Source organism: Legionella maioricensis (assembly GCF_023618015.1).
Taxonomy (GTDB): domain Bacteria; phylum Pseudomonadota; class Gammaproteobacteria; order Legionellales; family Legionellaceae; genus Legionella; species Legionella maioricensis.
The window spans coordinates 74,756-98,741 of the sequence record NZ_JAJKBJ010000009.1 but is presented as its reverse complement, the minus strand read 5'-3'; the positions used below and the strand labels follow the sequence as shown (position 1 = coordinate 98,741).

Genomic DNA, 23,986 nt, shown 5'->3' with positions numbered 1-23,986 from the left:
TAACGAACAAAACAGTATTGAAAATTTATTATTATCAGTTCTTCTTGAGCGGGGCTCTGATATTGTCATTATGACTAAAAAAAATAGAATCTTGGAATTTAATACCAATGCAGAGCTTTACTTTAAACAGCCCCGATCTAAGATTTTAAACAAAAGCTATTCGTTCTTATGCACAGAATCCGGCAAAGAAAATATCTTATCTTTGGCGTTAAAAGACAAATCAAAAATATATATCGGCTCAGATCACATCGAATGGAATATAATAAACATCAATAATTCACTTATGAATAGTGATGAATATATCGTTATAGGAAAAGGATTTAACAATAAAGGCATTCCTACTGACGATCATACGCTACAAGAATATTTAAATATTTGGTCTAATTACATTCCAGGAAACATCTATTGGAAAGGTATAGATGGCGTTTATCTAGGGTGTAACGATGTCTTTTTAAAATCATTTGGTTTTAATTCAAAAAACAGGCTTGTAGGTAAAACAGACTATGACTTATGGGGGGATAATGCTCGCAACCTAATTGAGCATGATAAGATTGTTGTTGAATCAAGACGCCCTCACTGCTTTGAAGAGACCATATCGTTACCATCTGGAATAAAACAATATTTTACCGTTCTAAAAGCTCCATTGATTAATGATACTGGGAATTTGATTGGAATTATCAACAATGCCTTATCAATCAATGAAATCAAAAATGCCTTGATTAAAATTACACTAGAAAAAGAAAAAATCGAAACAGAAAATAAAACGATTTCCCAATATTTACAAGATATTATTTCAGCTGTTCCAGGAAGCATTTACTGGAAAAATAAGGAAGGTATCTATCTTGGTTGTAATGATTTTATGGCTAAAACAGCTGGATTATCTACTAGCGATATCATTGGAAAATCTGACTACGAACTCTGGCCAAGCCAAGCCTCAAAATTATGTGAAAACGATAAACGGGTTATGGATTTAGGCCAATCCATCAGGATGGAAGAAGAAGTAACTCTTTCCAATGGAAAAAAGAGATTTTTTATCGTAGATAAAATGCCCCTACGTGATCCCAACGGAAAGTTAAACGGGATTATCGGTAATTCAATGGAGATTACCGATCTTAAAGAAATCCAGGCCGCATTGGAGTCTGCTAACAACGCAAAAACTGAATTTATTGCCAATATGAGCCATGATATTCGAACTCCTTTAACCGGCGTTGTGGGCATGTCTAAATTACTTGAAGATAAAGTAGAGGATCCAAATCAAAAGCAATATGCCCAATGGCTTGGAGAAAGTGGAGCTCAACTTCTTAATATGTTGAACGTGATATTAGATACTGTTTCAGCAGAAAACGTAAATGAGACTGATTTACATGAAGAACCTTTTAACTTGAATCAAGTCATATTGGATATTCTACAGCTAGAACGTCCATCCACATTAACAAAAGGAATTAATTTAAAAACTCATGTGGATGAGACCATCCCCCCTTGTTTGGTTAGCGATCATACTAAAATTCATCGCATTTTATTAAATTTACTGGGTAATGCGATTAAGTTTACTCAAGTGGGTCAAATTGAAATTGACGTAAAGCTCTTAAAAAAAAGCAAAACACACGTTTCGCTTCATTTTAGCGTTACTGATACCGGCATCGGTATTCCCTATGATCTTCAAGATAAAGTATTTGATAAATTTTTCCGGGTGACACCATCCTATAAAGGGGTCTATACAGGGCATGGTCTTGGTCTTCACATCGCCCAATCTTATGCCAATTTATTAGGCGGAAAAATCAAGTTAACCAGTACACCAGGAGCAGGAACGACCTTTTATTTTGACTTGTTACTAAAAATAGGCGATGGCTTACCCCATGAAGTGCCATCCAATGATAAGATGTTAGATGAGATTCAACCACCCTCTTCATCTACTGATCCCATCCCTACTGCAACTGAATTACCTGCCAATGCCCCCAGATTATTACTTGTTGAAGACAATCACATCGCTCTGCTGACACTTGAAAATATTGCAACTCAAGCTGGTTGCCGATTTAGCAGTGCTATTGATGGAGAAAGCGCTCTTAATTTAGCCAAAACAGAATCATTTGATTTAATTATTACGGATCTGGGGCTTCCTGGCATATCAGGTATTGATTTCACTCATCAATTACGCGAATTTGAAAAAGAGCAGCATAAAAAACCTATTCCTATTATTGGACTAACTGCTCACGCAGAGAATAAAATAAAAAAAGAATGTTTACAATCTGGAATGAATGCGGCATTTACCAAACCAATGAATCCAGAAATTTTGGAAAAAATTAAATTGACTTATCTTTCATCTATTAACTTTTCATCAATAAAAACTAAATCTGCTAAAACAGCTAATTCAAAAAAGCTTGGTGCAGATTTACCAGATTCTGAAGAAGAACTCTTTAAACTGGAAGCTTTTCCATTATTAAATGCTAAAAGCGCACTTGCTAATATGGGGAATAATGCAGTTTTGCTTAATAATATTTTAAAGTCCATGGTTGAACAAGAAATCCCTAATGATATTATGGAACTAGAAAATGCTCATCGTTCAAATGATTGGGAGACTATCGAAAAGCTCGCCCATCGCATGAAAGGGGGACTGGTTTATTGTGGCACGACTAAGCTGGTGCATGCCTGCCAATATCTCGAACGATATCGTAAAGCCGGACATGTCAAATTTCTTGAACCGCTCTACCAGCAGTTATGTGTCGTCATTGAAGAAACTAAAAATGCAATCAATGAATGGCTCACACGGTAATTCAGGCGCCCCATTTCATTAACTAAATCCGGGGTGCAGGATAAGTTCCCAGCACCCTCTGAGTTTAAATTAAAAACCAAGCTGAAGTTCATTTTCCCAAGATGAGTCGCAGGTGTCAGCTAACACAGCAAGAGGATAGGTCAAAAACATGCTGGCCGCAGCGAGTAACATCGCAATTGAAGCAAGTGCCAAAGTAAATGTTGTAATCACTGGTAAAACCGGGACCACAAAGGTCAAAATCCCGCATACTGCAGCTGCCGCAACAACATTTTCAAGACCTTCTGCCCCTCTGCCATTGCCTTCACGGGCTATTGCCATAAATGTATTGGTGTAGGGTGATACAGCAAATTTAGTGCATCCCCAAAAAAAAGAACCATATCCTCGACTTAATGATTGAGTTGCTGACATTAATTTCTCCTGATGATTATATTTGAAAAAACAGCTTAGTTTCCTGTGAGTCCCTAGATCAATGAATCCTATGATTGGAGTGATTCTCGGAGTGATTTTTCATATTAAAATAATTCCGCAGCAGTGTACTGCGTTATTATTAAGGGAATATTAAGGGAGCCCTTTACTATCGTGAGTAACATCCCTCCATTGAGGATAGGCTCCCAACTGCTCAAATTAGGTGCCAGCGGAGTATGGCTTTATGAATTCCATCGCTTATTAGCCCTGATATTTAAATAATTTAACTGCAAAACATGCGATCACTTCGTTCGTTATTTGTGTATAATAGGTTATGCCGTTTTATGAAACCAATATATTATGCAAAATAAAAACTGTTTTTTTCAACAACCACTGCAAAGCAGAGAAATCCCTAATCGGGCTAAAAATTCTACTGATTTAAGCCTCCAAAAGGCGAAACTAAATCATACTTTTGATGAAGATAAAGAAGATAAGTACAGCGATTTACTCTGTAGGGCGCTTTGGGGAGTTTCCTATCAACAGATTCATAAATCCCCCATATTAGGTTTTTCACTGCCTAGCCCGGAACCTATAAAGTACGTAATACCACGAACTTTTTATACCTTAAGTAGCGAACGGTGTTTAGACGCACCCGGATTATCTAATAACTATTATTATCAACCTATCAATTGGGCTACTGAAACACAGATTTACATTGGATTAGAATCAAAACTATATTCCTATAATGTCATTAAGCGCAAGGCACAGCAAATTGAAGTTGGTTCTATTGAGGACTCAACAATTACCGCTTTAGCTTATAACTCTTCACTATCAGTATTAGCAAGAGCGGGTTCAGATTCCAGCATTCAATTCATCGATCCTCTTATAAATACTCAAATCGGATTAAATCAGGAAACTTCTACGACTACCAATATAGTTTCTGATATGAGTAATGGTTTTTATATGATTGGACAAACCAGTGGTGCTCTTGTTCATTATGATTTACGCGATCATAAAAAAAAGGCTCCATTAGTGAACTTTCCCAACGCTATGCTTATCGGCCTGGCTTTTAATCATTATAACCTGGCGATTAGTACGGACACTTGCGTACAAATTTATGACTCACGTCGAATGAAAGCGCCTCGATTAAAATTTGAAGGGCATAATCCACCATCAAAGGCATTAGCCTTTTCACCCAATACAACTCACAGAATTGTGACTGGAGGTGGGGCAAAAGATAAAAACTTAATCGTATGGAATACGGATACAGGAAAAATTATTGCTCAAAAAAAGATAGATAATCAAATATGTGGTGTTCATTGGTTAGATCGTCAAGGTATTTTTGTAGCGGAAGGTTATAGCGGTAATCGTGTATCCTGTTGGTCGATTGAAGGCACTAAACTGTCTATAGATGACAGTAGTACCCTCCATACCGATAAAGTTCTATTTTCCGCTCAGCATCCGGTACAAAAAGAGCAGTTAATAACCGCTGCCAGTGGAAATGATGAAAAATTTCGTTTCTGGACGGTAAAAAACGTTAAGAAATCCGTCGAAGTATCTGATGAAATCTCAACTACTTACCTAACTATGCCAGTAATTCGTTAAAAAAGGGATATAAAGCTGTTTTATTACCAAAGGTCACATGAAATATAAGTAAGTGTGCACGAGGCATGCATATTTCGTCATTGCGAGACTTGGCGAAGCAATTGACTGATGCTTCGCTGAAAATCGGTGCTGGGCTGCTTCACTATATTCGCAATGACGACTTTTTTTATCTGACTATCAAAGAGAGAAAATGGTATTCCTATGGAGCAACGCGTAATCCACGCTACAATATTGAGCCATAGACTTATTACCTGAGTAAGCTGAACACTGCGAGTCCCTGGGTTTTAAACCACTCATTATCCCCTCCTAGTGCAAAGGGCTTTAGTCCTGGAATAGCTTGAATGTTTGGATAGCCTGTTGTGACAAAATAGCGTTGGCCAATAAAATGAAATTCTTTTGTATCGCGCGCGGGGCTAACCAAAATACGCCCATCAGGTACTAGTTTAATCAATTGTTTAATAAAATCGACAATATCAATTTCACTCTCAATGCCGTTTCGAACGCCTAACAGGTAAGGAACAAAAGCGGTATCGAAAATTTGTTTTTCCTTATGAGCTATCAGTTGATGCACCTCACCAGCATAAAACTTTATATTTTTATCCAATTCAAAATCCTCTTCTCCCTTGGATTGAATTGCATGACGAACTAGTGACAGCATGTAATAAATATAAGTGCGTCTCAATGATTTGGGTTTCAGAGCCCAACATAAAATATTCTTTAGCGCTCCGGAGGGTAAAGTAAGGAGTGGTGGATACCAACAGGTAAGTGCTGCCAATAATTCTCCAATTGAAGGATAAGATTGACCTTGAGAACCATACTCTCGATAATGATAATATTTCTTAAATGCTTTTATCCAGGCAATGGTGACGGGATCTTTATCATAGACCGTAACTGATTTTGCTCCTGCATGAGCAAACAGGAAAGCACTATTCCCATAACCAGGAATGACTAAAACGTTTTTTCCCTCTATATCAGCCTTGATATCATATCGCCCTTTCTTATCTCCAGATAAAACCAATGATAAATATCGTTCTGCACCCATTGGATAGATTAATACCTCCTGGTTATCAGAAACTCGGGTTACGCGTTGTTCTGATATCCATTTCGTTTCCTGCTTGCTTAATAAAGTATTACTAATAGCCATAACTGATTTACCCTAACATTCAACTCATCAGATATTAAACATCACCTCGCAACCTGGCAAGAAAAGTGAAATGGAGTTACATTAAAATAAAAAATTATCGTGCCAAAATATTGTATTGTTGTCCAACCTTATTGGGCTATTCCTTCCCTTTAACCCCATTCCAATCGTTAGCCTATATACTGATAAGTTATTTAAACTATATCCACATAGACACATAAACCAGTATAACCCCAAAAAATAACCCAATACGACAGATGACTTGTAATAAATAGTCTATAATTGCTCTTATAATGGACTTAATGATCAAAATAAGGAGCTTCCCTGGTATCAGATACTGAACTTAAGGAATCTCATAATGGGTGTTGTAGATAATAAAAATATCCAGACATTAACCGAACTTATTGAATTACGAGCGATAGACTCTTCTGATAAAACCGCTTTTACATTTATTGAGCCTCAGACAGACTCCATACAAACTTTGACTTATAAGGAACTAAGAGATAAGGCAATAGCAGTTGCAGCAGAATTGCAAAAACAGAAGATCACCCCGGGGGATCGAGTTTTACTTGTATATCCTCCAGGATTAGATTTAATTATTGCGATGTTTGGGTGTATGTTTGCAGGGGGAATATGCATATTAACCTATCCACCAGCAACTGATAAGATGGTACAAAAGATACAGCATATTATTACTGATGCCAAGCCAGATTGGGCATTATGTACTCGTAATTTTGCAAATCAATTCAGGCAATTAAAACGAGCCAAATCAGCATTTAAAATTCCCTTAATGAAACATCTTGGTAAACGAATACTGAAGCGAGCTTACACATTATCGCATTGGGATGTGGAACATTTAAAATGGATAACAACGGATCAATTACGTTCCAAAAACACTTATAAGCCTGAAAAAATCGAATCAAAACAGAACGTGTTATTTCAATACAGTTCTGGTTCAACAAGCAAGCCCAAAGGAATTGTATTAACCCATCAAAATTTAGTGCATAACATAGAAACAATTTATAAAGAAATGTGTGGTAATCGTTCGGACCATATCTGTTGTTTTTGGTTGCCACCTTACCACGATATGGGGCTAATTTGCGGAATCTTTACCCCTATTTTTGGAGGTATGCCTAGTATTCTGCTCTCTCCGATTGATTTTCTGAAAAGACCGTTAACCTGGCTAGAAATTATTACTAAATATCGGGTAACCATTACCGGTGGACCTAATTTTTCTTATGATTATTGTGTTAATAAAATTACTGAAGATCAGAAAAATTCATTGAACTTAAGTTCATTACAGATGGCATTTTGTGGAGCAGAACCAATACATACAGCAACGTTTGATCGTTTTTATAACTACTTTGTAGGGTGTGGTTTTAAACGGGAAAGCTTTGGTCCCTGTTATGGTTTGGCTGAGTCCTCTGTATTTGTTTGTGGTGCAGGAATTAATCATGATTATTCGATTGGTTCTTTTTCCAATACTTTATTAAAGCAAGGGAAGGTTAAAGAAGTTTCCGCTACTGAGCAAGACAGTAAATCATTAGTTAGCGTAGGCCTACCAGTTTTTAATGTAAAAATAGTAGACCCCGATGCCCGTCAGGTTTTGGCAGCGGACAAGATAGGGGAAATCTGGGTAGGATGGAATGAAAGTACAGCGCAAGGCTATTGGCATCAGCCCGAGTTAACCCATGATGTATTTCAGGCAAAGCTTGTAGATGATGATGCTGACGCCTATTACTTACGTACGGGAGATTTAGGATTTATCTATAATAATCAATTATTTATATGTGGTCGAATCAAGGATGTGATTATTATTCATGGCGTAAATTTTTATCCGCAGGATATTGAAGTAACCGTATCAGGTGCCCATCCTTCAATAAGGTATGGGTGTGTTGCTGCATTTAATATTGAGGTTGATGAAGAGGAAAAATTAGCTATCGTTTGCGAAGTAAATGAGGGTACAGATTATGATGCCGTTATTCATGCTATTAATTTAGCAATTGCCAAGGAGCATCAAATACCAGTGCATACGATCGCTTTGATCAAAGCCAAGTCATTACCGAAAACAACCAGTGGGAAAATCCAGCGAAGCTTAAGTCGGGAGTTGCTACTGAAACGAGAACTGTCGCTGGTTAAGCTATGGGATGTAACCCAGTTATTAACACCAAAGACTGATATTTCAGTAAATGGGGCTGCCCCGCTGCCAATTAATCTAAAAGATTTTCTTATTAATAAGGTAGCAGCTCAGACTCAATTAAAACCCGAAGCAATTGATGGGGATAGGCCATTAACCGAGTATGGGATTGACTCTATTGGTATTGTTGCATTGGTTGACGAAATGGAACAGTTACTGGGCAAAAAAATTGAAATAGGTTTATTCTGGGATTATCCAACGATCAATATGATAACTGAGTATTTTTCAAAAGAGCCGGGTGCATTGGTAACCGCTAAAGCGATTAATCCTTATGCTCATGGCGTAGGGAACAAGGGAATATTTAAAAAAGCAGGCAAAACAGGAATTTTATTAATACATGGATTTAGCGGCACACCCGGTGAAATGCTGGATTTTGGGAATTATTTATGGAAAGCAAATATTACTGTTGCCATACCTCAACTTTCTGGCCACTGTGCTTCAGAGAAAGACTTTAAATGCTCTAATCGCCATGATTGGTATCTTTCAGTACTAAACGCTTACAATTTGCTTCTGGAGCATTGTGATCAAATCTATGTTTCCGGCTTATCTGTGGGCGGTTTATTGGGCTTGCGGCTGGCAGCGGAACAACAGAAAAAATTAGCGGGCGTTATCTTGTTAAGCCCGCTATTTTTTTATGATGGATGGAATATGTCAAAACTCAAAGCCAATCTTTTAATGCCCATGGTTATTCATACACCCTTAAGATTTTTGGCTTCATTTAAAGAAAAATCACCTTATGGAATTAAGGATGAGCAAGCCAGGCAGGCAATCGAAGTGGTAATGCAGAGTCAATCTGGGGATTTTTCAGAACAAGTAGGAATTATGAAAATATCTGGAGTCAGCTTAAAAGAGGTTAATAGACTAATACGTGATACTACTCGGTTATTACCTAAAGTCCATTGTCCCGCCCTGATTATTCACTCCTTGGAGGATGATATGGCCAGTACCCGAAATGCAGATTTTGTGCAACGCAAAATTGGTTCTCGAGAAATTGAACTATGCTTCTTAGAAGATTGTTATCACGTGATTACTTTAGACAAGAAGAAAAAAGAAGTCGCCGAGAGAGTTCTGCTTTTTCTTAAAAGCAATAACTAACCACCATTCAGTGAATAAGGTAAAACAGTAATGATATTTTTAGTGGATTTTGATGGGACCATTTCAATTAATGACACGATTGATGTAATGCTCGAGTTATTTGCATCAAAAGAGTATTTAGCGATTGAGATGCGATGGAAAAATAATGAAATCAGCTCAATGGAGTGTATGAAACGTCAATTTGAGTTAATTAGAGCGGAAGAAGCAGCACTAATTAACTATATGGATAGTATTGATATTGATTTGTCTTTTATTGATTTTTGCCACTATGCACTGAAATTGGGAGCAATTGCCATAGCGAGTGATGGTATTGATTATCCAATTCGTAAGATTCTAGAAAAGCACCAAATTAACAATATTCCTGTTTTTGCTAATAAAATAAAAATAATAGAGGGAGGTGCCTCCATTTCTTTTCCTTATGCGTCGAACTGCATTAAGCAATCAGGTTGTTGCAAATGTTCTGTCAGTCGAAATTTGTGTATAACGCAAAAGAAAAAAATTGTATTGATTGGCAATGGGCAATCAGACATGTGCCTTGCCGAGCGTGCTGATGTTGTATTTGCCAAAGATTCCTTAAAAGATTTTTGCATTAGTAAGGGCATTCCATTCAATGGATTTAACAGTTTTATGGACATTGTTGTATTAATGAAAAAATGGAAGAAACCCGAGCATTCATGGGCATTAAACAGTTCAGACGTGGAACAGAATAAATATTAATTAACTAGTATGGGGTAAACGACATGGATATTCCTTCTCTTTTAAAAAAAGACAGTCAATATTGTTCTTATGGAGACACGGTACATTACGCGAATCCTCCCAAGTTTTTTGCTGATTGCAATGGAAGTTATCTTTATGATAGTGATGGAACTCCCTATCTTGATTTGCAGATGTGGTATTCAGCAGTTAATTTTGGCTATAAAAACCAACAACTGAGTGATGTATTAAAAAGGCAAATTGATCGTTTACCGCAATTGGCATGTCAATACCTTCATCCGGAGAAAATTGAACTCGCCGAGGCTTTATGTAAAAACATTGAGGAACGGACTGGTCAAAAGGGGCGAATTCACTTTAATGTTGGTGGCTCTCAAGCAATTGAGGATGCGCTAAAATTGGTACGTAATGAAACGAAAAAGAATTTAATGTTTGCCTTTATGGGCGGATATCATGGCAGAACTTTAGGGGCATCCAGTATTACCTCCAGTTATCGATATCGCAGACGCTATGGGCATTTCTCTGATCGAGCTTTTTTCCAGCCTTTTCCTTATTGTTTTCGCTGTCCTTATGAGATGAAAAGAGAGAAATGCGGTTTGTATTGTGTCAATCAGTTTAAAAAACTGTTTGATACTGAATACAACTCGGTATGGGATGATAAAGCTGGTGAAGCAGAATACGGTGCTTTTTTCATTGAGTTTATTCAGGGAACCGGAGGATATGTCATCCCTCCTCCAGGCTATTTTCAAGAATTGGCAAAGACATTAAAAGAGCACAACATTTTACTTGTTGCTGATGAAATACAAATGGGATTTTATCGCACTGGAAAATTTTGGTCATTCGAACATTTTGGAGTAACTCCAGACATTATTGTTTTTGGTAAAGCATTAACTAATGGGCTAAATCCCATCTCTGGTATCTGGGCTAAAGAAGATTTAATTTCACCACAGAAATTTCCTCCTGGTTCTACTCATTCTACCTATTCATCTAATCCACTAGGGACTGCAGTAGGATTAGAAGTTATGAAGTTATTAGCAGATGGTAAAATTGAAAAGAACGTCAATGAACAAGGAGCCTATTTTCTAGAACAAATTAAAGAACTGAAGACACGCTGGAAGATGATTGGAGATGTAGACGGGCTTGGTATGGCATTGCGTATTGAGCTTTGTGAAGAAGATGGCCACACTCCGAACAGAAAATTGGCAGATGCCATTTTTAATGAAGGTTTAAAAGGGGATTTAGAAGTTGATAATAAAAAATATGGATTAGTTCTGGATATAGGGGGATATTACAAAAATGTATTTACCCTAGCCCCTTCATTGATGATTACACGAGATGAAATCGATTTGGGTATTAAGCTTTTGGAGGTTTTACTCAAACGTTGTGGTGCTGCTTAAAACATAAGAGCCTGTACTTATCAGTTTTGCACACTTGCCTACGCCCTAGTGGACATGCCACGGGGCGCCGGAGTAGAACAAGAATTGGTCTTCAGAGCTCTGTATAAGACTCAGAAAATAGCACAGGGGATTCTTATTCTTTAGGTAGTGAACCTATAAACTCAGTCACTTGTTTGGGATTAAGCTCATAAGTCTGGCCTCTGGTTAAAAACCTTGGCATGGAAAGCATTCCATAGCGAATTCTAATTAAACGACTTACCTCAACGCCTTGAGACTCCCAAAGGCGTCTTACTTCGCGATTTCGACCTTCATTCAAAGTAACATGATACCATGAATTAGATCCTTCACCGCCGCGAAACTCTATACGAGTGAATTTAGCCATTCCATCATCCAAAGCTACTCCCTTCTCCAAATTACGTAAAGCATCCGGACTTACTTGTCCATGCACTCTCACGGCATATTCTCTTTCCAGGCCATACTTAGGATGCATTAATTGGTTAGCCAACTCACCATTAGTAGTAAAAATAAGCAGTCCTGAGGTATTAACGTCCAATCGCCCCACCTGCACCCATCGTCCCTGTTTTAAATGGGGTAAATTATCAAATACAGTCTTATCGAATTTTGGATCATGGCGGCTTGAAATTTCTCCAACAGGCTTATGATAAAGCAAAATTCTTGTATTTTGCTTTATCTTTAGCGGATTGGAAATTAATTTCCCTTTCACCGTAATTTTATCAAGTGGTCCTGCTGAATCGCCCAGTTTTACGGGCTTACCATTAACTTGAACCCAACCATTCTCTATCCATCGCTCCATTTCACGACGAGAACCCAGGCCTGCCTGACTTAATATTTTTTGTAACCTTTCGCTGCTCATTCAGTAATACACTCTTCATTAGTTTGGTTTGCATTATGCACGGTCAATGTTTCCAAAACTTCGGGTAAGGATGGAAGTTCGTTTAAATAGTTTAGATTAAAATAATTCAAAAATTCTTTAGTTGTAGTATAAACAGCTGGTTTTCCGGGAACGTTTTTATAACCGGCAATTCGAATCCACTCTCTTTCCATTAGAGTCTTCATTATCTGGCTGTTGACTGCTACCCCGCGTATTTCTTCGATATCAGCACGGGTAACAGGTTGCTTATAAGCAATTATTGCCAAAGTTTCAAGTAATGCGCGTGAGTATTTGGCAGGTTTTTCAATTTGCATACGAGATACCCAAGAACTATATTCAGTTTTGGTCTGCACGTGGTAACCGCTTGCAACTTGAATTAACTCAAATGCTCGTGATGAATAATCAGCCTGCAAGTGAGCCATTACTTTTTTTAAATCCGCTATTGTTGGCCTTTGATTTTCTTCAAAAACTTCCTGCATCTTTTCTAGAGAAACAGGTTCATTAGAGCTTAAAAGTATGGCTTCAACTATATTTTTAAATTCATTTTCATCCATATCATGCCGCCTGCAAGTGGATAGGAGAAAATGCCTGAGCTTGCGTTATAATCAATAAAGATTGCCTTGCTAATTCAAGAATAGCCAATAATGAAACGACTAACCCCATGCGCCCCTCTTCAAGGGTAAATAATTGATTAAATTCTAAAACTTTATGCTGTTGTAATTGAAGCAAAACTTGACTCATTCGCTCACGAACTGACATGATTTCCTTGGCCACCTGATGATGAGTCAGATGCTCCTCTCGCTGCAATAATGATTTCATCGCCTCAATTAACTCAGCTAACTCAACCTCAGGATGGATTTTTATCGTTTCCAGCTCATCAGGCATTACTTGAATTAAAAACGTGTCTCGCTCTTTCCTTGGGAGGCCATCAAGCAGCTCAGCAGCGTGTTTTATTTGTTCATAAGCCTGCAATCTCCTCACTAATGTCATTCGTGGATCTTCATCTTCCTCATCTTCACTAGTTGCAGAGACAGGCAATAATAATCTGGATTTAATTTCTGCTAACATAGCCGCCATCAGCAAGTAATCAGCTGCAAGTTCTAAACGACGACACTCCATAAGCTGGATGTATTGAAGGTATTGTTTGGTAATACTCACGATAGGGATATTAAGTATGTCTATATTTTGTTTTCGGATCAGATATAAAAGTAAATCCAGAGGCCCACTGAAAGAGTCCAGTAGCACCTCTAAAGCATCTGGAGGAATAAATAAGTCATCAGGGACCTGAGTAAGCTCTTTACCGTCTACTATAGCGCGTATCTCAGGCTTAATTGATAACTCGGTACTCATATCAGTAATCCAAACCCATTACTTCTCTTACTGTATTTAACGTTTTATTAGCTTCCTCTCTGGCAGCTTCGCTTCCTTCACTAACGATACGCTTCACTGAACCTAAATCGGATTCATAACCAACAATGGATTCCTGAATGGGCGCAAGTTCTTGATTAATGGCGTCAATGACTGGTCTTTTACAATCAATACAACCAATCCCTGCAGAACGACACCCTTTTTGTACCCAATCCTTAACCTCATTATTAGAATAGATCTTATGGAACTGCCATACAGGACATTTTTCTGGATCACCAGGATCAGTTCGTTTAACTCGTGCCGGATCAGTTGGCATGGTCAACACTTTCTTTTCTACCTGTTCAGGCTTCTCTCTTAACATAATGGTATTATTATAAGACTTGGACATTTTCTGTCCATCAGTTCCTGGCATTTTTGCGTTTTCTGTTAGCATGGGATGAGGTTCAGGCAATATAATTTTGCCGCTTCCTTCCAAATAGCCTAATAATCTTTCTTTATCCCCTATCGATAAATTGGATTGATCTTCTAAAAGGGCCTGTGCTGTTTTTATAGACTCATGAACACCATTTTCTTGAAACTGTCGTCGCAATTCTTTATAAATTTTTCCATTTTTTTTGCCCATTTTACTTATCGCTTCTATAGCTAATTCTTCAAAATTAGCTTCCTTACCATAAATATGATTAAAGCGACGGGCTACTTCACGTATTAACTCGATGTGAGCTACCTGATCTTCGCCTACTGGAACATAGTCCGCGTGATACAATAAAACATCAGCACTTTGCAGCAAGGGATAACCTAAAAAGCCATAGGTTGATAAGTCTTTCTCTTTTAACTTTTCCTGTTGATCTTTATAGCTAGGTACTCGCTCTAGCCATCCTAAAGGCGTAATCATTGATAAAAGTAAATGTAATTCCGCATGTTCAGGGACCCAGGATTGAATAAAGATTGTTGATAATCCAGGATTAACACCACAGGCCAGCCAGTCAATGACCATATCCCAAACATGGTTTTTTATAAAGCTGGGATCTTCATATTGCGTCGTTAAACCATGCCAATCGGCCGCAAAAAAGAAACAATCATATTGATGTTGTAATTTAATCCAGTTTTTTAATACACCATGATAATGTCCAAGATGTAACCGTCCACTGACACGCATTCCAGAAACAACTCGTTTATTGGAAGTAAATAATGCTGACATCAATATCCTCTGCTAGTTAATAATTAAAACAATAATTTCTCTAAAAATCCGTAAAAAATTTTACATCCCTTGATATACATTTAATCGAGCTGACATTATCTAAAAGGTTCGGGATCGCCCTTCCCCTCTCTTAAAATCACGGGATAGTCGCCTGTTAAATCAACGACTGTAGTAGGTTCATGCCCACAATTGCCGCCATCAATAATAAGATCAGTTTGAGCCCCTAAAAGGTCCTTAATGGCCTCAGGTTCACTTAAAGGTGCTTTTGCACCTGGAAGAATCAAAGTGGTACTCATCAAGGGAGCTTCCAAACACTCCAACAAAGATAGGGTTATCGTATTGTCTGGTACTCTAAGTCCCAAGGTTCTTCTCTTCGGATGAAGCATTAAACGAGGCACTTCATGCGTTGCATTGAGAATAAAAGTATAGGAGCCTGGCGTAAAAGCCTTCAAAAGCCTAAATATAGAATTCGATACCTTGGCGTACGTTCCGAGCTGAGATAAATCACGGCAAACCAAAGTCATATTGTGATTTTTATCCAATTGCCTTAAACGCCTGATGCGCTCAAGAGCTGATTTATTCCCAAGACTACAGCCTAATGCATAACCAGAATCGGTTGGATAAACAATTAATCCGCCCTCTTCAATAATGGAAACCGCTTTTCTCAGCAATCGAGCTTGAGGATTATCAGGATGTAATGCGAAAAACTGACTCATAAAGTCCCCTGTTAAATGTTCCAATCATGCCAAATAGGCTTACAGTTTACTGGTAGTTGTTGCTGTCGTCCAAGGTTTATGCGAGATAATGCGTCACTATGAAAATCTGAGCCTGAAGAGGCTAACAAATTAAACCGTATACTTGTTGCGGCCATTTCTTGAATTTGTGTCACTGTCATTTCGCCTGAAACCACTTCAATACCTTCCCCACCAGCCTCTTTAAATTCTTTGATTAACTCATGCAATTTAGAACGCGTCAATCCGTATTTGAGCGGATGAGCAATAACTGCCTTACCCCCTGCGTCAACTATTCCCTTGACTGCTTCTTGAATAGTAATCCATGGCGTAGGAATATAGGCATTTTTGCCTCTGCCCAGAAATTGTTTAAAAGCAGATTTCATATCCCGTGTTTTGCCTTCGTTAATTAAGACACGGGCAAAATGAGGGCGTCCAACTCTATTATGCCCCGCCAACTCACAGGCTTTATCATAAGCATCCATTATACCAACCAAAGATAGCGATTGACCAATTGCTACGGCTCGCTCTATTCTACTTTGATTTTGCTGTTGAATTAAATCATTTAATTCAGAAGAATGATTGATTTGATATCCCAATACATGAATATCATATTTCTTCCAACGAGCACTCAGCTCTATCCCATTAATTATTTTAATTTGAGTCGTTGAAGCAGCTTGATTTAATGCGCTGTAACCAGCAACAGTATCGTGGTCAGTTAGAGACAGGCATAGTAACTGTTGATTTTGAGCTTTTTGTATTAATTCCTCAGGGCTTAACGCCCCATCGGAAAAATTACTATGACAATGAAGATCAATCATAAATAATGAATTACTTAAATCAAAAGATTATAGCATGTATCTCGGGTAAATTAGTGAAATATTGCTTTATTTAATAGTATTAAACTTGCAGAAGAGGCAGCTTTTGAACTATTCTTTAAGTATGGTCATTTTAATTATATAAATACTCTTGAGCAGTACACTAAATAGTAGCATCATAAAACTACCACATCTTAGTACGCAGGAAATAGCTAATCTGTGTGGTGTTTTGCACAGTAACTTTAAATTATTAGAAGAACATTTCAATTTGACTATCAAAATCAAACAGAACACAGTGATTCTGTCTGGTTCCTCTGAACAGTCATTCAAAGCAGTAAAACAAATACTTAATTTATTATATCCGTTGTCCAAAAAACCTATAGATACTCAAACTATCCGTGTTTTACTCCATGAGGATTACCAAACCGCGATGACTCATCATATTAAATTATCTCGCAAATCCATTTCAGCCCGAAATAATAAACAAGCTGCATTTTTGGATGCCATTGACAAATTCGGGATCACCTTTGCGGTTGGCCCTGCAGGAACCGGAAAAACCTATCTTGCTGTTTCTAAGGCTATAGAAAGTTTTGAAAAAGGAGAGGTACAAAGACTCATTTTTGTAAGGCCAGCCGTGGAGGCAGGTGAAAAATTAGGCTTTCTACCAGGCGACCTGGTCGAAAAAGTGCTTCCTTATTTAAGACCCATATATGATGCTTTATATGAAATGATAGGCTTTAAAGAAACACAAAAAATGATTCAAAGTGACATCATCGAAGTATTACCACTGGCATTCATGCGTGGCCGTACTCTAAATGAATCATTTATCATTCTCGATGAGGCCCAGAACACCACCGTTATGCAAATGAAAATGTTTTTAACTCGAATGGGGTTTGGCTCTAAAACAGTCATAACCGGCGATATCACGCAGGTTGACTTACCTAAAGGCGTTGATTCAGGCCTCGCCCATGCCATTAATTTATTTAAAAAAATTCCGGAGATAAGCATTCATACATTCACTAGTCGTGAAGTCGTCAGACATCCTCTGGTATCGAAAATTGTGGACTGCTATGACAACGAGTATACAGGAAAAAAGAAATGACTTATTACATCGACATCCAAAATGCCACTGAAAAGCCATTGCCTTTAACAGAGAGTGAATTATCCAGTCTGGCTGAACTCGCACTAAAAGATCATCAAAATGATGCAGAGTTAACAATACGTATTGTTAACTCTGAAGAAATGATCCACTTAAATCATACTTATAGAAAACAAAACAAAACAACTAATGTTCTGGCTTTTCCCAGCTCTTTGCCTGATAACATAGAACTTGAGTGTCCGCTTTTAGGGGATATTATTATTTGCCCCGACGTGTTACTTGCTGAAAGCCAGCAACTTAATAAATCACTTAAAGAACATTGGTCTTTAATTGTAATTCATGGAGTACTGCATTTACTGGGCTATGATCACATTAAGGATGATGAGGCCATTGAGATGCAGTCACTTGAAGTGAAACTATTAACTGAAATAGGTTATTCTAATCCTTATGACTTAGAGGTACATGAACTTGAATAAAGAGGAAGAAGGTGGTTCGTGGTTCGTCCGATTGAAGCAGTTTTTGCAAGGAGAGCCACAAAATCAGGAAGAACTAGTGAGTTTATTAAGAGACGCTCAGATCAGATCTCTGATTAATTCAGAAACCCTGGCCATGATAGAAGGGGCTATCTTATTCTCCAAAATGCGGGTGCGTGACATCATGCTTCCCAAAAATCAAATGGTTTCCATTAACGTCGATGATGAGTATAACGAAATTATAAAAGTGGTTACTCGCACCGGACATTCACGATTTCCCGTAATTGGTGAAAGTTCCGATGAAGTAATTGGCGTCCTACATGCTAAAGACTTATTACGCTATCAGCCAGGAAATGCTGACTCTTTTGATTTGCTGGATATTTGTCGACAGGTAACATTTGTTCCAGAAAGTAGACGTCTTGATAGTTTACTCAGTGAGTTTCGTTGTAATCGCAATCATATGGCTATAGTGGTTGATGAATATGGTGAAGTATCCGGCTTTGTCACTATAGAAGACATCATTGAGCAAATTATTGGTGATATTGAAGATGAGTTTGATATCGATGAGGATGCTTACATTAAAACCCACCATGATCATCATTACATCATTAAAGCCCATACCCCTATTGAAGAATTTAATGAGCAGATGCATACTGATTTCAGCGATGAAACTTATGATACGATTGGCGGTATAGTAATGAATAGTTTTGGTTATTTACCCAAGCGGGGAGATACAATTACTATCAACCATTTGGAATTTAAAATAATTAATGCAGACGCAAGAAGAATTAAATTATTAGAGTGTATCGATAAGCGCCCTGCTGGTACCTCAAATATGAATGCTGAAGGATAACTAATTAATGAATAGTAATATTCTCATCATCGATGATGATACTGAACTGACTGATCTATTAACTCAATACCTAGAACCCGAAGGGTTCAATGTGGTTTGTGTTCATGATGGTGAGAATGGTGTTAAAAAGGCTTTAAATCAAGTATTTGATGCAATTGTACTTGACGTAATGCTCCCTAAATTAAATGGATTTGAAGTATTAAAAGCGATACGAGAACACCTAGAAACCCCTGTGCTGATGCTGACTGCTCGGGGAGATGATATAGATCGCATCGTAGGGCTGGAAATTGGTGCGGATGATTATTTACCCAAGCCCTGCAATCCTCGTGAATTGGTCGCACGCTTACGAGCCATTTTAAGACGAACCTTAAAAATCCCAATATCAAGACCCATCATAGAACAACATAACATCGTTGTAGATTGCTCTAAGCGCCACGTCACCATGGCAGGCAAGTTTCTCGAATTGACTAATGCTGAATTTAATATATTGGAAATGTTAATTAAATCGCCTGGGCAAGCATTTTCAAAAGAAGAACTTACAGAATATGCTCTAGGCAGAAAATACACCGCCTATGATAGAAGTATTGACGTTCATATTAGTAATTTAAGAAATAAATTAGGTGACAATCCGCAGGGCGAACCCATAGTAAAAACCGTCCGGGGGTTTGGATATATGTTTAATGCGTAGTTTGTATTGGAAAATATTCGTCTCATTTTGGTTAGCCACAATCTTAATTATTTTTACTACGGCCTGGGTAACCAGTCAAATCGCTCAAAAGTCATCTCAACCGGCCCGAGAGCAAGTGTTTATGGACAGTTATGCTAATGCTGCTGTTGCGACATTTGAATCAGGCCGACGCTTGGCTTTATTGAAATGGCTTAATCAGATTGGTCTCTCCCGCCACATGTCCATTTACTTACTATCAAGTACTGGAGAAATTGTTGGGGCGCAAGCGCCACCTGACAATGTAAAAGCCGTAGCTGAAAATCTCATTAAAGATCAACTAAGTGAAGGTATTTTTAAATCGGGAAAGTTAATAGTCAGCCATGAAATTTTGTCTACTTCAGGTAAATTTTATAGACTTGCTGCAGTAAGTGAAAAACCCATTTCCTATTTTATTGAGATTCCGTGGGCAGGACTTACGATACGATTGACCCTTGCCATCTTTATCAGTGGTCTTATTTGCTATTTATTATCGCTTTACCTAACCCAGCCTCTTCGCTCTTTAGGCATGGCGGCAAAATCTATTGCCACTGGAAAACTCTATACTCGAGTTGGTCATTTTAGAGGGCATAAAAAAGATGAAATAGCAGAACTGAGCAATGATTTTGATCGCATGGCGGAACAATTAGAAACTTTAGTCAGTTCCAAAGAGCGTTTGTTACAAGATATTTCTCATGAGTTACGTTCCCCAATAGCTCGCCTTAACATTGCTATTGAGCTGGGTAAAAATAAAACAAAACATCTGGCTGATAGCGAATTCAGTCGCATGGAGCTCGAGAGCTCAAGGTTGAATGCTTTAATTGGTGAAATTTTAGATTTTGCCCGTTTAGATAAGTCAACCACAGATCTGCAATTAACTCAGACAGACCTCCCTGAGCTTTTATCAGAGATTATCCAGGATGCCAATTATGAATTTGAGAATGAGTCCATTCGCATCGTAGCCGGAACAATAGAACCTTGCCAACTATTTATTGATAAACGCCTGATTCATAGGGCGGTAGAAAATATTGTCCGCAATGCGCTTCATTATTCTTCTGGTGATCAACAGGTAACGATTTCCTTGCGCTACAGTGACAATAAAGAGCATATCTACATTGACGTTAAAGATCATGGTCCCGGTGTTCCAGAGGAGCAACTGGAAAAAATATTTAATCCTTTTTATCGGGTGGATACGTCACGAACAAAGAAAACAGGTGGCTATGGTCTAGGACTCGCGATTGCCTCTCGAGCAGTTGCCTTACATCATGGTGAAATTATCGCTAAAAATAATGATGAGGGGGGGTTATTAGTTCGCATTATTCTTCCGATAAATCTTGCTCCTGAACATAATTTATAAGCCTACAGAAAAAAAACTATTTTCTGCACAGACCTCCTACTTCCCGCGACGTGTTCGCTCATCCATGAATACAGTACCAGACTGGATCCTGCGGACAAGCCCCAGGACATAGACGTACAAAAGATCGATGCAACAAGGCCGCTAAGAATGTCAAATGTAGATACAGCTATTCCACGACCTGTCCGTAAGAACTAGAAGTCTTTTTCTGGGAAAATTTTCTGGATTTAGCGAACATGTCGCCGTAACCTAATATTTCACTGGATTTTAGTCGTAATTTTATGTAATATGTACAAAAAAAATATCAACATGGGATTATTCTTTAGTGAGTACAACATCGAAGTTGGGTAAAGTAAGTAGTTTCTTCTTTTTTTCTGGATTTGTTTTCGGAAAAATTCAGAATCTTCCAATTCCTGTTGTCTCCGCTGCGTTTAACATCATTTCTCTTGTGTTTTATATGGTGGGATATGGTGTATGGTTTATCGCCAGTCATTTTTATCCTGAATATACTAAAAAAGAAGAAGAGTGGTACGGTTTTGCCCAATTTAAAGAACAATACCTATTTGCAGCCACACTCGGTCTCCTTGCAACAGCCTTAAGTATAGCCGGTTTTTTTGTACCGGTACTTCTTATTCCCGCAGCCTGGATGTTTGTTGCCAGTAATTTCATGTGGGCCTCGGGTGAATATCATAAACTTAAGCATCCCCCTACCTATGATGAAAAATACTCTCATACGTATCAAGAGGCTTACACGTCCTATGCTGCTACTATGACGAGTATGAGTATCATAGCTGCGTTAAGTACCACGGTTATCTTTATATTTCCTCCGGCGACTATACCGGTGCTTATATTATCAACCATTATTGCTGTTGGTTTAAGCGCTTTCGCCATTGAAAATTGGCTGAATTATACATTCGGCGATCACAAACCCACCCCATTAATAAAAACCAGTCATAGCCAAATGAATCACTCATTAGGACCTAGAGTCTCCAATGAAGAAACTTGTTCACCGGCTCCTTATCACGGCGATGACTTGTTAAAGTCATCGGAAGACAGTCAATCGCTCCAATTGGAAAATGAAGACACATCTCTTTGCATCCAGACTTGCTCAATGCCTTAATAATTTAGTATATTCTGTGGCTACTCAAGAGGTGTATCATGAATAAAATAACTGAGCAAATGATCAGTGAGGCATATAAAGCATTACCCAATGCTTACGCACCCTATTCCCAATTTAAAGTTGCATCGTGTATCTGTACTGATAAAAACAATCTATATACCGGGGTCAATGTTGAAAACGGCTCTTATGGCCTGACTAACTGCGCTGAATCATCAGCTATTTGCAATATGGTTCTGGCTGGAGAACAACGCATTAAAAGTATTGTTATTTTGGCTGATAATCATTTACCGTGTTCTCCTTGCGGAGCATGCAGACAAAGAATTCACGAATTTTCAACAGCCGATACCGTAGTCCATTTATGCAATGAAAACACTATCTTTCAAAGTTTAACTATTGATAAACTCTTGCCCCTGGCTTTTGATTTTAACCCTTAATTGGATGATTATATGACTAATCCTGCAACAAAAAATTCCTATCCCCATTTAGCGGCAGATTATATTAAAAAGTTACTTCCATCATTTAAACCGACTGTGGGAATCGTTTTAGGCTCCGGATTAGGTAAATTTGCTGAAGAATTAGAAGACGCTGTATCAATCAGTTATGAAGATCTTCCAGGATTTCCTAAAATTACAGTGCACGGTCATGGCGGAAAATTAATCCTGGGTTATTGGAAAGGAGTGGCTGTAGTTTGCCTGCAAGGTCGAGCCCATACCTATGAAGGACTTGAAAACTATGACACGGTTAAAACCTATGTAAGAACATTAAAGGTACTAGGATGTGGCTATTTTATAGCAACGAATGCTTCTGGATCATTGAGAGAAGATGTTGGACCAGGGGAATTAATGCTTATTACCGATCACATTAATTTACAACCCAGTAATCCGCTTATCGGCCCAAATGATGATGAGTTTGGACCTAGATTTTACCCCTTAGACAACGCATACGATAAAACCATGCGTACCGATTTATTAGCCACTGCTCAAAAAAATTCAATTAAATTAAATGAAGGTGTTTATATTTCTGTATTAGGTCCACATTATGAAACCGCCGCGGAAATAAAAGCGTTTAAGATCTTGGGTGCTGATGCTGTAGGAATGTCTACTGTTCCAGAAGTTTTAGTAGCTAATCATTGCGGTATGAAAGTTGCGGTCATTGCCATGATAACGAATTATGCAACTGGTCTTTCCAAAACGAGCCATAGTCATGAGGCGGTAGTCAATATGGCCTCCAGCGCAGCTGAAAAACTTAATCTTTTGATTAAGCAGTATATCCTGGAATTAGCGTGACTCTGGAAACCCATTTAAATAGGGCTTTTGAACATCTAATATCAGATGATGTCAACTCAGCCATTTCCATAGATCAATTAATTGAATCTATGGATCTGACTCTGCTTAAAGAAAATCCTTCAGATGAAGAGCTGAATCACATCAAGCAATTAGCTCAAGGCTATCCGATTGCAGCTTTGTGTGTTTATGCTCATCATCTCAACCAGTTTTATCTACCAGCAGGATTTAATTTTGCTACAGTAGTTAATTTCCCGCAGGGAAATAATAAACTGGATGCTTGCATCAACGAGATAGACCAGGCTTTTAAACTGAGAGTCAAAGAAATTGATTACGTGCTCCCCTATCAAATGTATCTAGCAGGTAATAAACATGAAGCATTAAATCAATGCGATGCTATAGCTAAATCCTGCAAAAAATACGGACTTACCTTAAAAATAATTATTGAAACAGGTGCTTTCCCTGATATTCAAAGTATTTACCAACTGAGTAACGAACTAATAAAAATTGGATGTGATTTTCTAAAAACCTCTACTGGAAAAATCGCCCACGGAGCTTCATTATCAGCTGCATTTGCCATTTTAAGCGCCATTAAAGATTCTGGAAAAAAGTGTGGCATCAAAATTTCTGGGGGAATTAAAACACCGCAACAAGCTCTAAGCTATGCCTCTTTAGCCGAATTAATCATAAATAAAAAGATTAGCAAAGATTGGTTTCGTCTCGGTGCCAGCAGTCTTTTAGACGAGCTATTAACTGGTAATTGAAACAACTCT

The 23,986-nt window shown here is 38.1% G+C and carries 23 protein-coding genes; 15 read left to right on the top strand and 8 right to left on the bottom strand.

Translation table 11 applies throughout. From position 1 onward, the window contains the following. Window positions 1–70 precede the first annotated feature (70 nt). Window positions 71–2,770 carry a PAS domain-containing hybrid sensor histidine kinase/response regulator gene (locus tag LOX96_RS09260; RefSeq protein ID WP_250421184.1) on the top strand — a complete coding sequence of 900 codons (2,700 nt, stop codon included), beginning with the start codon at window positions 71–73 and terminating at the stop codon, window positions 2,768–2,770. Window positions 2,771–2,839: 69 nt separating this feature from the next. On the opposite strand, the gene LOX96_RS09255 is transcribed toward LOX96_RS09260, so the two are convergent. After that, window positions 2,840–3,178: a hypothetical protein gene (locus tag LOX96_RS09255; RefSeq protein ID WP_250421183.1), complete on the bottom strand. Its 339-nt coding sequence runs from the start codon at window positions 3,176–3,178 to the stop codon at window positions 2,840–2,842. 357 nt (window positions 3,179–3,535) lie between these two features. Between LOX96_RS09255 and LOX96_RS09250 the strand changes: the two genes are divergently transcribed. Further along, window positions 3,536–4,780, top strand: coding sequence for a WD40 repeat domain-containing protein (locus LOX96_RS09250; protein ID WP_250421182.1), 1,245 nt, complete (start codon window positions 3,536–3,538; stop codon window positions 4,778–4,780). Between the two features lie 65 nt (window positions 4,781–4,845). After that, entirely contained in the window at window positions 4,846–5,022 is a 177-nt protein-coding gene (locus tag LOX96_RS09245) for a hypothetical protein (protein WP_250421181.1), read from the top strand. A gap of 5 nt (window positions 5,023–5,027) precedes the next feature. On the opposite strand, the gene LOX96_RS09240 is transcribed toward LOX96_RS09245, so the two are convergent. Next, on the bottom strand, window positions 5,028–5,924 hold the full coding sequence (locus LOX96_RS09240; protein ID WP_250421180.1) for an ABC transporter permease: 897 nt from the start codon (window positions 5,922–5,924) through the stop codon (window positions 5,028–5,030). 355 nt (window positions 5,925–6,279) lie between these two features. Here LOX96_RS09240 and LOX96_RS09235 point away from each other — a divergent pair, with 355 nt between their 5' ends. Genes LOX96_RS09235 through LOX96_RS09225 form a run of 3 tightly spaced genes read left to right on the top strand, consistent with a single transcriptional unit; the run spans window position 6,280 to window position 11,321 of the window. Further along, entirely contained in the window at window positions 6,280–9,213 is a 2,934-nt protein-coding gene (locus LOX96_RS09235; RefSeq protein ID WP_250421179.1) for an alpha/beta fold hydrolase, read from the top strand. A gap of 30 nt (window positions 9,214–9,243) precedes the next feature. After that, on the top strand, window positions 9,244–9,930 hold the full coding sequence (locus LOX96_RS09230; protein ID WP_250421178.1) for an MtnX-like HAD-IB family phosphatase: 687 nt from the start codon (window positions 9,244–9,246) through the stop codon (window positions 9,928–9,930). 23 nt (window positions 9,931–9,953) lie between these two features. Next, a complete protein-coding gene (locus tag LOX96_RS09225) occupies window positions 9,954–11,321 on the top strand; it encodes an aspartate aminotransferase family protein (RefSeq protein WP_250421177.1) in 1,368 nt (455 codons plus the stop codon). A 133-nt stretch (window positions 11,322–11,454) separates the two neighbouring features. On the opposite strand, the gene rluB is transcribed toward LOX96_RS09225, so the two are convergent. From rluB to LOX96_RS09195, 6 genes are all read right to left on the bottom strand, one after another. Continuing rightward, window positions 11,455–12,195, bottom strand: a complete 741-nt coding sequence (gene rluB / locus LOX96_RS09220; protein WP_250421176.1) for a 23S rRNA pseudouridine(2605) synthase RluB — start codon at window positions 12,193–12,195, stop codon at window positions 11,455–11,457. Then, a complete protein-coding gene (scpB, locus tag LOX96_RS09215; protein WP_250421175.1) occupies window positions 12,192–12,767 on the bottom strand; it encodes an SMC-Scp complex subunit ScpB in 576 nt (191 codons plus the stop codon). Before scpB ends, rluB begins: the two co-directional genes overlap by 4 nt. Window position 12,768: 1 nt before the next feature. Further along, on the bottom strand, window positions 12,769–13,563 hold the full coding sequence (locus tag LOX96_RS09210; RefSeq protein ID WP_250421174.1) for a segregation and condensation protein A: 795 nt from the start codon (window positions 13,561–13,563) through the stop codon (window positions 12,769–12,771). A 1-nt stretch (window position 13,564) separates the two neighbouring features. Continuing rightward, window positions 13,565–14,779 carry a tryptophan--tRNA ligase gene (locus LOX96_RS09205; RefSeq protein WP_250421173.1) on the bottom strand — a complete coding sequence of 405 codons (1,215 nt, stop codon included), beginning with the start codon at window positions 14,777–14,779 and terminating at the stop codon, window positions 13,565–13,567. A 95-nt stretch (window positions 14,780–14,874) separates the two neighbouring features. Then, the gene (locus LOX96_RS09200; protein ID WP_250421172.1) at window positions 14,875–15,495 is read right to left on the bottom strand and encodes an L-threonylcarbamoyladenylate synthase; all 621 of its coding nucleotides are present in this window, start codon (window positions 15,493–15,495) and stop codon (window positions 14,875–14,877) included. An 11-nt stretch (window positions 15,496–15,506) separates the two neighbouring features. Further along, window positions 15,507–16,331: a PHP domain-containing protein gene (locus LOX96_RS09195; RefSeq protein WP_250421171.1), complete on the bottom strand. Its 825-nt coding sequence runs from the start codon at window positions 16,329–16,331 to the stop codon at window positions 15,507–15,509. Between the two features lie 148 nt (window positions 16,332–16,479). Here LOX96_RS09195 and LOX96_RS09190 point away from each other — a divergent pair, with 148 nt between their 5' ends. The 9 genes from LOX96_RS09190 (at window position 16,480) to LOX96_RS09150 (ending at window position 23,977) form a co-directional block, all read left to right on the top strand. Beyond that, window positions 16,480–17,430 carry a PhoH family protein gene (locus LOX96_RS09190; protein WP_250456361.1) on the top strand — a complete coding sequence of 317 codons (951 nt, stop codon included), beginning with the start codon at window positions 16,480–16,482 and terminating at the stop codon, window positions 17,428–17,430. Further along, on the top strand, window positions 17,427–17,903 hold the full coding sequence (gene ybeY, locus LOX96_RS09185; protein ID WP_250421170.1) for an rRNA maturation RNase YbeY: 477 nt from the start codon (window positions 17,427–17,429) through the stop codon (window positions 17,901–17,903). Before LOX96_RS09190 ends, ybeY begins: the two co-directional genes overlap by 4 nt. Further along, the gene (locus LOX96_RS09180; protein WP_431606632.1) at window positions 17,890–18,753 is read left to right on the top strand and encodes a CorC family transporter; all 864 of its coding nucleotides are present in this window, start codon (window positions 17,890–17,892) and stop codon (window positions 18,751–18,753) included. The genes ybeY and LOX96_RS09180 overlap by 14 nt, the downstream gene beginning before the upstream one ends. Before the next feature lie 7 nt (window positions 18,754–18,760). Next, entirely contained in the window at window positions 18,761–19,441 is a 681-nt protein-coding gene (gene cpxR / locus LOX96_RS09175; protein WP_250421169.1) for a two-component system response regulator CpxR, read from the top strand. Beyond that, entirely contained in the window at window positions 19,434–20,813 is a 1,380-nt protein-coding gene (cpxA, locus tag LOX96_RS09170; protein ID WP_250421168.1) for a two-component system sensor histidine kinase CpxA, read from the top strand. Before cpxR ends, cpxA begins: the two co-directional genes overlap by 8 nt. A gap of 322 nt (window positions 20,814–21,135) precedes the next feature. Next, entirely contained in the window at window positions 21,136–21,930 is a 795-nt protein-coding gene (locus LOX96_RS09165; RefSeq protein WP_250421167.1) for a hypothetical protein, read from the top strand. A gap of 38 nt (window positions 21,931–21,968) precedes the next feature. Further along, entirely contained in the window at window positions 21,969–22,364 is a 396-nt protein-coding gene (gene cdd / locus LOX96_RS09160) for a cytidine deaminase (RefSeq protein WP_250421166.1), read from the top strand. A gap of 12 nt (window positions 22,365–22,376) precedes the next feature. Beyond that, entirely contained in the window at window positions 22,377–23,216 is an 840-nt protein-coding gene (locus LOX96_RS09155; RefSeq protein WP_250421165.1) for a purine-nucleoside phosphorylase, read from the top strand. Next, window positions 23,213–23,977, top strand: a complete 765-nt coding sequence (locus LOX96_RS09150) for a deoxyribose-phosphate aldolase (RefSeq protein WP_250421164.1) — start codon at window positions 23,213–23,215, stop codon at window positions 23,975–23,977. The genes LOX96_RS09155 and LOX96_RS09150 overlap by 4 nt, the downstream gene beginning before the upstream one ends. The last annotated feature ends 9 nt before the right edge of the window (window positions 23,978–23,986 follow it).